We start from the raw sequence: 13,596 nt of genomic DNA, 5'->3' as shown, positions 1-13,596 counted from the left end.
ATGTCCACGCTTTCCGCCCCCGCCCCGGTCGCCTCCCCGCTGCGCCTGCGCGTGGCCGATCAGGCCGCGTTCCCGGTGCTGCGCCACCTCGACGCGATCAGCACGCCGCCGCATGCGGCGGCCCGGCTCGTCGAAGCCGCCACCGTGCGGCTGCTCGACAGCGAGATGGTGATCGCGCTGCGCACCGCCACGCCGGACGTGCTGCCCGATGCGTCCGCCTCGACCCCGCTGCGGCACGACGAGGCGCCACTCACCGAAGCGCTGCTCGAACAGATCGGCCGCGAAGGGTTTCATCACCTGTTCAAGCCGTTCATGCGCGCGTTCATCCGCATCATGTTCGGGCTGTTCTTCTCCGACGACCAGAACCGCCGCGCCTGCGAGTGCATCGACGCCGGCCACAACTTCGCGTTCCTGATGAGCGACGGCGGCGGCCCGACGCTCGCCGCGTGGCGCACCGTCGTGCGCAGCGACGACCACGGCCTCGCGCTGACCGTCGACAAGGTGTGGGGCATCGAGGCGCACCGCGACTGCATGGCCGTCGTCGCCGCGCGCCTGCCTGGCGTGATGTTCCCGGCCGCTTATCTCGTATGGCCCGACGAATACCGGAAGCTGACCCGCACGACCTGCGGCGCGCCGTTCCTCGCGGGCAACCTGCAGCTCGCGAACGTCGGCGGCCAGGTGCGCGTCGCCGCCGAGGACCGCCTGCGGATCGGCGGCCCCACCGTGTTCAACAAATACCTGACCGTCGTGCGGCCGTACTTCGTCCGCGCGCTGATGGCGCACGTCGGCTGGCTCGAGCGGACCGGCCGCGTCGAGCTCGATGCCGATGCGCGCGCCGTGCACCGCTTCATCGCGGACGCCGCGCGCAGCCAGACCGACGATGCGCACTACAGCTTCGGCAAGGTGCAGCGCGTGCTCGCGATCAAGCTGCTGTCGAACGAGTTCCTGAGCGCGCTCGTGCGCGACGGCAAGGTGCCGCTGTTCGACGACCAGCGCGACCTGCTGGCGTTTTCGAAGATGGAAGGCAGTTCGTACCGTTGTTATCACGAGCTTCGCAAGAGCCTGCGCTGCGAAGCCGGCAGTTGATCCACGCGACAGGCCGATCGATCCCGATCCAATCCACTCAACTTCAGGAGCTCCCCTCATGACGACCCAGAACGTTCCGGCCGACGCGCTCGACATCCTGTCCCGCGAAGTCGCGAAGATCCTCAATGTCGAAACCGTCGACACCGACGCCGGCATCGGCGAACTCGGCATCGATTCGCTGAACATCGTCGAGCTGATCGTGTTCTGCGAACAGCTTTACGGCTCGATCGATCCGGAAGCGCTGAACATCACGCAATACACGACGCTGCAGCAGCTCGATGCGCAACTGCGCAGCCAGCAGCACGCGGCCTGATCCGACCATGCTCGCGCCCCTTGCCCCCGTGGCGGCCCCCGCCGTCCAGCCGGTCCCGGCGACCGCGCTGACCGTGCAGGCGCTCGCGTACCGGCGCGTCGCGCCGTCGCGCGACGGCGCGGCCGTGCCGCTCGACGACACGGCCCGCGCGATCGGCACGCTCGCGTGCGCCGAACGCGAGCGGCTGTGCGGTGCGATCGGCGCGGACGACTACGTGGTCAGCTCGACGATCCTGTCGATGCTGCTGATGAACGATTCGCCGCAGCATCGCGTGTTCGCGCAGGCCCTTGCCGGCGCGAACGACTACACGCCCGACTGGATGACCTGCTCGTACGAATGCGCGGGCTGGGGCTACGTGCTGCGCCGCACGCTCGCGACCGCGGCGGAAACCGGGCCGCGCACGCTGCTGCTGCAGATCGTCGACATCGACGTGCACGGCTACACGTACTGGCACGGCAACCCCGCCTGGGGGCGCTCGGGCTTCGGCGTGTGCACGCTGCTCGTCGACGTCGGCCGCGAACCGGCGCAGTCGGTGCTCGCCGACGCCGCGCCGCCGGCGAGCGCAGTCGTGCGGCTCGGCCGCGACATCCGCACGTTCTGCGCGGCGCGCCCCGGCCTGCACGCGGCGCTGCCGTTCTTTCCGGCCACGTCGCGCCGCGCGCTGCTCGCGTCGGTCGGCAAGACGCCGCTGCTGCCGGACGGCCACGGCGTGTTCGGTCATGCGTTCGGCAGCGACCCGTGGCTGTCGGTGCTGCTCGCGCACCGCGACGGCGATACGCCGCGCCGCGCGGCCGTCTGCTCGCTCGCGCTGAACGGCTATTACGCGATCGCCGACGTCGCGTTCGCGCCGGACGTGACGTTTTCTCTCGACGGCGAGGCGTGACATGGTGCGACCCGTTCACTTCACGTACCGGATCGAGCGCGACGCGCGGCAGCCTGTGGCGGTCGCGGCCAGCGCGTACCGGATGCCGCTCGACACGCCGGCCGATTACGCACGCGCCGCGCTCGCGGAAGCGGCCGGCGATGCGTACGACGCGGGCAATACGTACGACGTGGCCGGCGGCGAGCGCCGCGTGCTGCTCGATCACGTGCAGTATTTCGCGTTCCTCGCAGAAATCACCGCGCGGATTCGCGACGCCGTGCATCCGGATGCGCGGCTCTTCATCGAAGTCTGCGCACCGTATTTCGGCGCGCTGCCGGCCGAACTGCTCGCGCCGCACGTGCTGCTCGGCGTGCACCTGTACGACGAAGCATTGCGCGACGCATCGCGCGGCGCGCCGGTCGTGTGGATCGGCGACCGCATCCTGCGCGACGCGGAATTCGCCGGCGATAACCGCGTGTGCTGCGCGATCTGGCCCGCGCGGCTCGCCGACGCGTTCGACGCGCAACTGCGCGGCGCGTGGCCGTCGTTCGCGATCCGCGTCGAGCCGCACCCGGGCGCGTCGCGCGCCGCCGCCCCGTTCACCGATTCCGCCCATCATTCCGGCGCCGCCGCGCGGCCGGGGAGACCCTGACATGAATGACACGCTTACCGTGATGCAGGACACGGCCGATATCCGCTGGTCGATGCCCGTCGACGCGCTGATGTCGAACGACTACGCACTGCGCGAAGAGGCGCTGAACCGGCTGTACGAGAAGGCGAAGGCCGCGCAGTGGGACGTCGCGACCGACGTCGACTGGCGCCACGACCTCGACCCGGCGAACCCGCTCGGCATGCCCGATCCGACACTCTTGATCTACGGCACCGAGCTGTGGGGCAAGCTGGCCGACGCGGACAAGCGCGAGGTGCGCCATCACGCGCAGGGCTGGCTGTTGTCGCAGATCCTGCATGGCGAGCAGGCCGCGCTGATCTGTGCGTCGAAGCTCGCGTCGGCCGAGAATGGTCTGAGCGCGCGGTTGTGCGCAGCCGCGCAGATGATGGACGAAGCGCGCCACGTCGAGGCCTACGCGAAGCTCGTCAACGAGAAGCTCGACGTCAGCTACCCGATGAGCCGCTCGCTGAAGGGGCTGCTGCACGACACGATCACGAGCAGCGCGCTCGACATGACGAACCTCGGGATGCAGGTGCTGGTCGAGGGCATCGCGCTGTCGATCTTCCAGAGCGTCGTCGCGTACAGCACCGATCCGTTCATCAAGGACCTGTTCCTGCGAATCCAGCGCGACGAAGCACGCCACTTCGCGGTCGGCCGGATCACGCTGTGCCGCGTGTACGCGGAGATGAGTTCGCACGAACTGCGCGAGCGCGAGGAGTTCATCTGCGAAGGCGCGGCCGTGCTGTACGAGCACCTGTGCGCGGACGACATCTGGGAACCGATGGGTCTGTCCAGGCGCGAATGCAGCGCGATGGTGCGCGAATCGCCGGTGTCGAGCTCGATCCGCCGCTCGATCTTCCGGCGCCTGGTGCCGACGATCCGCGAGATGGGGCTGCTCACGCCGACCGTGCAGGCGACCTTCGAAAAGCTCGACGTCCTCGACTACGCGGCGATGCCGCTCAACTGAACCATGACGACGACCTCCTCCCAAGCGTCACGCGATTTCTGGATCGGCATCGACGCGGTGGCCTACGAGCTGCCGGGCCCGCCCGTCGATATCGAGGCCTGGGCCGCCGAACGCGACTATCCGGCGCAGCGGGCGGCCGCGATCGCGCAGTCGGGCAGCCGCTATTTCCACATGGCGCTCGACACGAGCGAGACCGATCTCGCGATCGCGGCGGTCGGCCGGCTGCTCGACACCGCGCGCGTGCATCCGTCCGACGTCGGTGCGATCGTGCACGTCCACACGCAGCAATTCAGCGTGCCGCCCGCGCCGCGCAGCCTGCCGCACGAAGTGGCCGCGCAATTCGGCATCGAGCCGCTGTGGCTCGGCTCCGTCGCGCAACTGAACTGCGTGTCGGTCGCGGCCGGCATCGAGACCGTGCGCGCGCTGATGTGCCGCCATCCGCAGCTCGACGCGGCGCTCGTCGTGTCGTCCGACCGCGTGTACGGCGAGGATTACCGGATGCGGCAGATGACGGGCGTGCAGTGCGACGGCGCGGCCGCGATGCTGATCGCGCGCAACAGCACGAAGAACCGGCTCGGCGGCATCGCGATCGAGACGCACGCGAAATGGCATCGCGGGTCGGACACCGTCGCCGCGAACGAGGCCGACCTGATCATGATGGAGTGGCCGTACACGCGCCGCGCGATCGACGCGGCCGTCGCGCTCGAGCCGCATGCGCTCGACGCGTACGACCTCGTGCTGCCGCACAATGCCGACCTGCCCGGCTGGAACGCGCTGTGCCGCGCGATGCGCGTGCCGGCCGAGCGGCTGTATGCGGACAACATCCATGCGCGCGGCCACGCGTGCTGTTCGGATTTTCCGATCAACCTGGCCGACGTCGGGCTCGACGCGGTCGCGCACGGCAAGCGCGTGCTCGGCGTGATGCAGTCGAACTGCGGCGCGTATGCGGCCGCCACGCTCCATCCGGTGGGCCGCCATGACGCCTGAGCGCCCGCTTCCATCCGCCGGCGATCACGCGTGGATCGCCGATCTGCGCACGCCGTGCTACGTGTACGAGCCGGAGGTCGCGATCGCCCGCTACCGGTCGCTGAAGGCGCGCCTCGGCACGCGGCTGATCGTGTCGCTGAAGGCGAACCCGAACCAGGACATGCTCGCGCGCTGCGCGCATGCGTACGAGGACGGCGTCGAACTCGCGAGCCGCGGCGAACTCGACGCGGTGATTGGCCGAATCAAGACGGCGCGCTACCTGAACAATCCGTCGATGGACGAGATGTTCATGCGTGCCGGGCTCGCGTCGCGCTGCCATTTCGTGCTCGACAACCCCGACGCGGTCGCCCGTTTCGTGCCGCTCGCCCGCGAAGCGGCGGCCGGCGGCAGCACGCCGGGCGCCGTCCTGCTGCGCGTGAATGCCGGCGCGCTGGCAGGCGTTCACGCCCGCGCGCAGTGGCACGACCACTTCGGGATGACGCCGAACGAGGCGCACGACGCGGTGCGCACGCTCGCCGCCGCCGGCCTGCCGGTGGCCGGGCTGCACGTGTTCTCCGGCCCGCATTCGTTCATCCGCCAGGACCCGACGCAGCCCGACACGCTCGTGCTGCCCGAGCGGCTCGCGGCGCTGGCCCGCGATCTCGCGCCCGCCAACGGCGCACCGCTCGGTTCGTTGAGCCTCGGCGGCGGATTTGCCGACGATCACCCGGGCGATGCCGCGTTCGAACGCTATGCCGCCGCGCTCGCGCCGCTGGCCGGCCGGTATTCGCTCGCGCACGAATCGGGCCGCGCGATCTTCGCCGATGCGGGCGTGTTCGCGACGCGCGTCGTCGCGGTCAAGACGTGGCAGGACCGCACGATCGCCGTCTGCGACGGCGGCCTGTCGCATGCGTTCCTGCTCGCGCAGACCGAATCGGTGATGCGCCGCCTGGCCGCGCCGTCGCTCGTGCGCCGCATGCCCGCGCCGCCGTCGCGCGGCGTGCCGACGCTCTACGTCGGCAGCACCTGCAGCCGCGCGGATGTGATCGGCCGCGACGACGCGGGCGCGCCGCCGCAGGTCGGCGACATCGCGGTGTTCGAACGCTGCGGCGCGTATCACCGCACGTACTCGATGGCACATTTCCTGTCCCACGAAGCCGCGCACGTGTACGTGCGGCCGGCCTGAACCCGAGGAGCCGATCATGAACGCATTGATCAGCATCGCCGACCTGCTCGAACACGGCGCCGAGCGCTGGCCGCATCATCCGGCGTATGCCGACGGCGGCGGCACCCTGACTTACGACCAGCTCGCCCGCGCGGTCCGCCGCGCCGCCGCCGCGCTCGCGGCGCGCGGCGTGCAGCCCGGCGAACGCGTCGCGATCTACGCGCCGAAGCGCATCGAAACCGTGGTCGCGATGCTCGCGGCCAATGCACTCGGCGCGATCTTCGTGCCGGTCAATCCACAGTTGAAGGAAGCGCAGATCGAACACATCGTCGCCGACAGCGGCGCCGCGCTGTTCGTGACCGGCGCGCAACGGCTCAAGCGCCTGCCGGCGCTCGCCGCGCTCGTCGGCGCGCGCACGCTGCTGATCGAGGAACTGGCCGATGCGATCGATTCGCCGGCCACCGACACGCCGGCGTCGGCAGCGGCCCCCGCCGGCCGGCCGGTCGACGACGATCCGGCCGCGCTGCTCTACACGTCCGGCTCCACCGGCAAGCCGAAGGGCGTCGTCGTATCGCACCGCAACCTGGTGTCGGGCGCATTCAGTGTCGCCGCGTACCAGCGGCTCGCCGCCGACGACGTCGTGCTCGGCGTGCTGCCGCTCAGCTTCGATGCGGGCCTGAGCCAGCTCACGACCGCGCTGGCGTCCGGCGCATGCTACACGCCGCTCGACTTCCTGCAGCCGGCCGAAGTGCCGCGCCATTGCGACGCGTTCGGCGTCACGTCGATCACCGGCGTGCCGCCGCTGTGGATGCAGATCGCGTCGGCCGGCTGGAGCGACACCGCGCGCACGCGGCTCCGCCGCTTCGCGAACACCGGCGGCCATCTCGCGACGCCGCTGCTGCACCGCCTGCAGGCGCTGTTCACGCAAGCTTCGCCGTACCTGATGTACGGGCTGACCGAGGCATTCCGCTCGACCTACCTGGCGCCGGCCGACGCGGCGCTGCGCCCGACGTCGATCGGCAAGGCCGTGCCGAACGCGGAGATCCTCGTGCTGCGCGCGGACGGCAGCGAATGCGCGGCCGACGAACCCGGCGAACTCGTGCATCGCGGCGCGTTCGTCACGCTCGGCTACTGGAACCGGCCCGAGCTGACCGCGCAGCGCTTTCGTCCGCTGCCGCGTCGGCACGGCGAGATTCCGCGCCCGGACGTCGCCGTGTGGTCGGGCGACATCGTGCGACGCGACGCGGACGGCTACCTGTACTTCGTCGCACGCGGCGACGACATGATCAAGACGTCCGGCTATCGCGTGAGCCCGACCGAGGTCGAGGACGTGCTGTTCGCGCTGCCGCACATCCGCGAGGCCGCGGTGTTCAGCGTCCCGCATCCCGCACTCGGAGAAGCGATCGCCGCATGCGTCGTATCGACGCTCGACGCCGACGCGTGCCGCGCCGACATCGCCCGCGCGTGCCGCGATGCGTTGCCCACCTACATGAACCCGCTCGTCGTCGAGCCGCTGCCGGCGTTGCCGCGCAACCCGAACGGCAAGATCGACCGACCGGCGCTGAAAGCGCAGTATCGCGACGCGTTCGCGCGCCCGAACCTCGAGGAGACCGCCGCATGACCCTGTCGACGCTCGATGAAACCTGTATCGGCGCGCCGCGCATCGCCGCGCCCGGTACGCTCGCGTTGTCCGGCGGCGTCGTGGTGCTGCCGCCCGCCGTCGTGTTCAGCGCGATCCAGGCGCAGGAGCGCCACCCCGGCTACCGGCACCTGTTGCTGCCGCAGGCGCGCTTTGCGCGGCCGCGCGGCATGGGCGCGCTGACGCCCGACGAAGGCACGCGCCTCGCGCCCGGCGGCCGGCCCGCGCTGCGCGTCGCGCCGCCCGGGCGCAGCCTCGCCGACCTCGCCGCCGACGCGGCGCTCGACCTGCGCGACCAGCTCGGCTCCGGCGCGCTGGCGCGCACCACGCACGTGATCGTCGCGAGCTGCGCGCTCAACGAAGGGATCGGCGACTCGGTCGTCGGCCGCATGCAGTACGAACTCGGGCTGCAGCGCGTGACGCCGTTCGCGCTCGGCCAGAACGGCACGCTCGGCTGGTATTCGGCGCTGATGCTGCTCGACGGGCTGCTCGACGAGGGCGACCAGGCGCTCGTGATCCTCAGCGACAAGTGGCTCTACCCGTTCTTCCGCCAGTTCGGCGACCTGGTCGGCTACGGCGACGCGGCCGCCGCATTGCTCGTATCGCGCGCGGGCCCCGCGCCGGAGCCGGCTGCGTGGGGCGGCGTGCGCGCCGTCGCGCTCGAATTCGGGCCGTCGGTCACGGACCCGTGGGCCGATGCGCCGGCCGCGCTGCGCGACACGCTCGCGCCGGTCGCGGCCCGCGCGATCCGCCGCGCGCTCGAGCAGGCGAACCTGCGTGCGAACCAGATCGACTGGTGCGTGCCGCCCGGCTTCGATCCCGGTTTCGCGGCGCGTGTGGCCGACGCCGCGTCGATTCCGGTCGGCGCACGTATCCAGCACGACGGCTCGGGCCATCTGTCGTCGGCCGAATCGGCCGCCGCGCTGATCCGGCTCGCGGGCGCGCTCGACGAAGGCGAGCGCCGCACGGTGCTCGTCTGGGACGCGGCGCTGCATGGCGGGGCCGCCGCCGCCGTGGTCGACCTGGCCGGCGGCCTCGACGCCGCGCTCGACATCGAAGGAGACGCATGATGAGCGCATACAAGGTGAGCCTGCGCGAGCTGCGCTTCTTTCTGTGGGAACTGTTCGAGGCCGACAAGCGGTTCCTGGCGGAGCACGGCCTGTACGGCACGCACGATCGTGCATCGATCGACGCGCTGCTCGAACGCGCGCGCGACTTCGCGCTCGACCTCGGCCGCAGCTATCAGCAGGCCGACGTCGAGGGCTGCACGCTGCTCGACGACGGCCAGGTCCGGATTCCGTCGCATTTCCACGCGCTGTGGGCGCGCTTTCGCGACGAATGGTCGAACACGCTGTTCGGCACCGCGCACGGGCTGCCGCCGATCGTCACGCAGATGATCTACGAGATGTTCATGGGCGCGAATCCGTCTTTCATGACCTACGGCGGCTTCACGCGCCCCGCGATCAAGCTGCTGCAGATGCACGGCACGCCGCACCAGAAGGCGCTGATTGCGCCGCTCGAAGCGTACCGCTGGGACGCGTGCTTCTGCGCGACCGAACCGCAGGCCGGCACCGACCTCACCGCCGTGGCGCTGCGCGCGACACCGCTCGAACGCGACGTCTACGCGATCGACGGCGAGAAGGTCTACATCTCGGCCGGCATGCACGAACTGACGGAAAACACGCTGTATTTCGTGCTCGGGCGCATCGATACCGCGTCGCCGGATTCGTTCTCGCTGTCGTGCCTCGTCGTGCCGCGCTTCTGGCCGGACGACGAAACCGGCGAGCTGCAGCCGAACCATGTCGACTGCATCGGCCTGCCGCGCAAGATGGGGCTGAAGGGCTGCGCGAACACGCATCTGGTATTCGGCGCGAACGGCACGACGAAAGGCTGGCTGCTCGGCGGCCGGCGCAACGTCGGCCTGCTGCAGCTGATGCCGCTGATGAACCAGGCGCGGATGAGCACCGGGATGTTCGGCGTCGGCGTCGCGTCGAGCGCGTACCTGCACGCGGTCGAGTATGCGGGCCGCCGGCTGCAGGGCCGGCCGATCGAGCGCGCGTCGAACACCAATGCCGCGCGCGTCGCGATCGTCGAGCACGCGGACGTGCAGCGCATGCTGGTCGACATGAAAAGCCGCGTCGACGGCTGCCGCGGCCTGCTCGGCAAGCTCGCGGCGACCGCGACGCGCGCGGCGATGCTCGAGGCGACGCCCGACGCCGACCCGGCCGAGATCGAACGCCATCGCAAGCTGCAACTGCTGCTGACGCCGATCTGCAAGGCGTTCATCTCCGACCAGGCGTGGCGCATCTGCGAAACGGCGATCCAGGTGCACGGCGGGCTCGGCTATACCGATGCGAGCCCCGTCGAGCAGAACGCGCGCGACGTGAAAATCCTGTCGATCTGGGAAGGCACGAACTACATCCAGGCGCAGGATCTCGTGCGCGACAAGCTCGGCTTCGGCCGTCATTCGCGGCTGATCCAGTACTACCGCGACGAACTCGACGCGTTCCTCGCGCAGCAGCATCACACCGCCACGCATGCGGAATTGCGGCCGCTGTTCGATGCGCTGCGCGCGGGCGCCGACCGCATCGCCGCCGCGCTCGACGACATCGCGCGCGACGTGCAGGACGGCCACACGCATCGCAGCAGCCAGTTCTACACGCGCTTCCTGGAGATGTTCGGCGTGGTCACGTCGGCGTGGGTGCTGCTCGAATCGGCGACGATCGCCGCGCGCCGGCTCGATGCGCCGGAGACGGCCGATGCACCGGCCGAACTCGCGTTCTATCGCGGCAAGCTGAAAAGCGCGCGCTACTACTTCGCGAATGTGCTGCCCGTCGTCGACCAGCACGCGGCCGTGATCGCCGCGATGGCGCACGCGGCGATCAGCGTCAGCAGCGACGAACTCGCCGCGGTGGAATGACATGGATACGACACTCGACTCCAGCGTCCCCGCCGCGAAGACCGGCGATGCGCCGCGCAACCTGCTCGGCCGGCCGACGACGCGCCATCGCGGCACCGACATCGACGGTGCGACGCTCGACCCCGAAGCGCTGCGCGTGCGCGATCTCGACCTGAACGCGCTGACCGGCGCGACGACGTTCGAAGGCGCGCTCGCGCATCTGTGGTTCGACGTCGCGCCCGGCAGCACCGACCATCGCGCGCACGAGGCGACGATCAGTGCGCGGCTCACGGCGTTCGCCGACGCGCTCGCGCCGGGCTCGGTCGCGCAGTCGATCGCAGCCGAGCTCGGCGCGGCCGGCGTCGCGCCGGTGTTCGCGGCCGCGTCCGGCCTGCTGCGCGGCCTGGCCGACGTGATCGAACGCGTGCGCGGCCCGGCGCCGGACGATGCCGATCTCGACACGATGCTGCTGTGCGCGGCCGCCGCGCCGTTCCTGCTGCATGCGGCGATCGAGGGGCGGCCGTTCGCCGCCGGCCCGCACGCCCGCGGCGGCACCGCGCTCGATGCAGCGCGGACGCACGCGCAACGCATGCTCGTGCTGACCGGCGCGACACGCCACGACTCGCCGGCGCAAGCGGCGATGGACATGCTGCTCGTCGCGTGGCACGCCGGCTTCGGCTACATCACGCCGACCGTGCTCGCGCCGCGCGTCGCGATCGGCACCGGCGTCACGCTGACGCAGGCGATCGCGTCCGGCTTCCTCGCGAGCGGGCCGTCGCACGTCGGGGCGGCGCTCGAAGCGATGCAGTGGCTCACGACACTCGCGCGATCCATACCGGGCGGCGCCGGCGCGCCGGCCGCCGCGCTCGACGCGGCCGGCCGCGCGGCGATCGATGCGGCGCTCGACGCGAAACGCACGCTGTACGGCTTCGGCCATCCGCTGTTCGTCGCCGATCCGCGTCCGCCGCACATGCGCGGCCGGTTCGCCGCATGCGGCTTCGACGGCGGCTACGTGACGCTGTTCGACGCGTGCTGCGTACAGGCCGACGCGCGCCGCGCACTGCGGCCGAACATCGATTTCCTGACCGCCGCGACGCTGCTCGAACTCGGTGTCGCCGCGCCGTCGTGGGGCGTTGGCGTCGGACTCGGCGCGCGCATCGCGGCGATGGCCGCGCATGCGGTGGAACGGCGCCGCCGCCCGGCGTTCGGCGTCAACAGCGCGACCGCGCGGCGGCTCCTGGCCGCCGTGCCGGTCGGCTGGCTGTGAACCCTCACCCTTTTCGCACAAGGAACGTCATGCTGCTCAAGAACCTGCGCCCGGCGAACGACTACGATCGCTTCGCCACCGAAACGCTCGAACCGTGGGACCTGCTGTTCATCAGCCGCATCCGCCAGCTGGCGCGCGGGATGACGGCCGGCACGATCGCCGACATCGGCACGGCCACCGGCGTCGTGCCGGTGCGGCTCGCGACCGATCCGGCGATGCGCGGCTGGCGCTACGTCGGCATCGACCTCGATCCGGCGATGCTCGACGAAGGCCGCCCGCGCATCCACGAACTCGGGCTCGACGACACGATCGAGATGCGCGTCGGCGACGCGCTCGCGCTGCCGTTCGACGACGGCACGCTGACGATGGCGGTCGGCCGCGCGACGCTGCACCACCTGCCCGACAAGGCGCTCAGCCTGACCGAGATGTACCGCGTGCTGGCGCCGGGCGGCATCGCGCTCGTGCACGACATGCGCCGCGACGCGCCGCAGCACCTGCTCGACCGCTTCACCGCGATGCGCGCGGCCGCCGACTATCCGCCGACCCACGTCGAGGAAAAGATCACGCTCGACGAAGCGCATGCGCTCGTCGCCGAGGCCGGTCTGGCAGAAGTCGCGTCGATCTACAGCCCGAGCATGGGGCTCGGCGCGCTCGGCTTCGAAATCCTGCTGAAGAAACCGGCACTGGCCTGAGCGATGACCGATCTCGCCTTCCTCGCCGCGCACGCCGCCGTGCGGCTCGGCGCCGACGACGTGCACTGCGCGCCGGTTGCGCCCGGCGCGACGCTGCCGCTGTGCGTGACGCCGCGCAGCGCCGAACTCGCGACGTCGCCGGAGATGTTCGTCGCGTGGTACCGCTCGCGGCTCGACACGATCGACACGCTGCTCGACGCATGCGGCGCGCTGCTGTGGCGCGGCTTCGCGGTGCCCGACACCGCCGCGTTCGGCCGCCTCGGCGCGCTGTATCCGCCGCACGCGAACGGCTACACGGCCGGCGCCGCGCCGCGCCGGCAGATCGACGGCCAGGTCTACGAGTCGACCCGCATGCCGCCGCCGTTCAGGATCGGGCTGCATCAGGAAATGGCCTACATGCCCGCGTTCCCGCGCCTCGTCGCGTTCTACTGCCGGCTGCCGGCGGAAGCCGGCGGCGAAACGCCGATCTGCGACATGCGGCGCGTGACCGCGCGCGTGCCGGCCGCGCTGCGCGAGCGGTTCGCCGAACGCGGCGTGATGTACCTGCGCAATTTCGCGGCGCCGGGCGACCGCGTGGACGCGAACCCGAACCTGCCGTTCGCCGCGTACCACCGGCCGTGGGACGACGCATTCGGGACGACCGAGCGCGACGAAGTCGAGCGGCTGTGCGCGGAACGCGGCGTCGGCTGCCGCTGGCTCGACGACGGCAGCGTGACCGTGTCGCACGTCGGCAGCGCGCTGCGCACGCATCCGCGCACCGGCGAGACGGTGTGGTTCAACCAGGCGAGCGCGCAGCACCCGAACCCGCGCTCGATGGGCGAGCTCAGCTATCGTTACCTGCAGCGCATGTACGGCGCGCGCGCCGCGTTCCCGTACGAGATCCGCTACGGCGACGGCGCGCCGATGCCGTTCGACGATCTGGTGGCGATCTACGACGCGCTCGACGACGAGGAATTCGCGTTCCCGTGGCAGGCCGGCGACGTGCTCGTCGTCGACAACATGCTGGTCGCGCACGGCCGCAACCCGTACCGGGGCGCGCGCGACACGCAGGTCATGCTGTTCGACTGAGG

13 protein-coding genes are annotated in these 13,596 nt (G+C 71.0%); all 13 read left to right on the top strand.

Annotation, left to right across the window (positions count from 1 at the left end; translation table 11 throughout):
- From DTA15_RS09975 to DTA15_RS09915, 13 genes are read left to right on the top strand one after another with little or no spacing between them, the layout of a single operon-like run.
- Complete coding sequence (locus DTA15_RS09975; RefSeq protein ID WP_006482239.1) at positions 1-1,086, top strand: hypothetical protein; 1,086 nt, start codon at positions 1-3, stop codon at positions 1,084-1,086.
- Positions 1,087-1,144: 58 nt separating this feature from the next.
- A complete protein-coding gene (locus DTA15_RS09970; protein ID WP_006481176.1) occupies positions 1,145-1,399 on the top strand; it encodes an acyl carrier protein in 255 nt (84 codons plus the stop codon).
- Positions 1,400-1,406: 7 nt separating this feature from the next.
- The gene (locus DTA15_RS09965; protein WP_006493647.1) at positions 1,407-2,282 is read left to right on the top strand and encodes a hypothetical protein; all 876 of its coding nucleotides are present in this window, start codon (positions 1,407-1,409) and stop codon (positions 2,280-2,282) included.
- 1 nt (position 2,283) lies between these two features.
- A complete protein-coding gene (locus DTA15_RS09960; RefSeq protein WP_006487268.1) occupies positions 2,284-2,913 on the top strand; it encodes a hypothetical protein in 630 nt (209 codons plus the stop codon).
- A 1-nt stretch (position 2,914) separates the two neighbouring features.
- Positions 2,915-3,898, top strand: coding sequence for a ferritin-like domain-containing protein (locus DTA15_RS09955; protein ID WP_006487258.1), 984 nt, complete (start codon positions 2,915-2,917; stop codon positions 3,896-3,898).
- 3 nt (positions 3,899-3,901) lie between these two features.
- Entirely contained in the window at positions 3,902-4,885 is a 984-nt protein-coding gene (locus tag DTA15_RS09950) for a beta-ketoacyl-[acyl-carrier-protein] synthase family protein (RefSeq protein WP_006487266.1), read from the top strand.
- A complete protein-coding gene (locus DTA15_RS09945) occupies positions 4,875-6,050 on the top strand; it encodes a PLP-dependent decarboxylase (protein WP_006493646.1) in 1,176 nt (391 codons plus the stop codon). The genes DTA15_RS09950 and DTA15_RS09945 overlap by 11 nt, the downstream gene beginning before the upstream one ends.
- A 16-nt stretch (positions 6,051-6,066) precedes the next feature.
- Entirely contained in the window at positions 6,067-7,650 is a 1,584-nt protein-coding gene (locus tag DTA15_RS09940; protein ID WP_006487272.1) for an acyl-CoA ligase (AMP-forming), exosortase A system-associated, read from the top strand.
- The gene (locus DTA15_RS09935) at positions 7,647-8,738 is read left to right on the top strand and encodes a hypothetical protein (RefSeq protein WP_012493698.1); all 1,092 of its coding nucleotides are present in this window, start codon (positions 7,647-7,649) and stop codon (positions 8,736-8,738) included. Before DTA15_RS09940 ends, DTA15_RS09935 begins: the two co-directional genes overlap by 4 nt.
- A complete protein-coding gene (locus tag DTA15_RS09930) occupies positions 8,738-10,588 on the top strand; it encodes an acyl-CoA dehydrogenase family protein (RefSeq protein WP_012493697.1) in 1,851 nt (616 codons plus the stop codon). The genes DTA15_RS09935 and DTA15_RS09930 overlap by 1 nt, the downstream gene beginning before the upstream one ends.
- 1 nt (position 10,589) lies before the next feature.
- On the top strand, positions 10,590-11,834 hold the full coding sequence (locus DTA15_RS09925; RefSeq protein WP_012493696.1) for a citrate/2-methylcitrate synthase: 1,245 nt from the start codon (positions 10,590-10,592) through the stop codon (positions 11,832-11,834).
- Between the two features lie 29 nt (positions 11,835-11,863).
- Positions 11,864-12,526, top strand: a complete 663-nt coding sequence (locus DTA15_RS09920; protein WP_006490905.1) for a class I SAM-dependent methyltransferase — start codon at positions 11,864-11,866, stop codon at positions 12,524-12,526.
- A gap of 3 nt (positions 12,527-12,529) precedes the next feature.
- Positions 12,530-13,594 carry a TauD/TfdA family dioxygenase gene (locus tag DTA15_RS09915; protein WP_006490906.1) on the top strand — a complete coding sequence of 355 codons (1,065 nt, stop codon included), beginning with the start codon at positions 12,530-12,532 and terminating at the stop codon, positions 13,592-13,594.
- Positions 13,595-13,596 lie beyond the last annotated feature (2 nt).

Origin of the sequence: Burkholderia cenocepacia (genome assembly GCF_900446215.1) — a bacterium.
In the GTDB taxonomy this organism is placed as follows: domain Bacteria; phylum Pseudomonadota; class Gammaproteobacteria; order Burkholderiales; family Burkholderiaceae; genus Burkholderia; species Burkholderia cenocepacia.
This window is presented reverse-complemented; position numbering and strand designations above follow the sequence as displayed.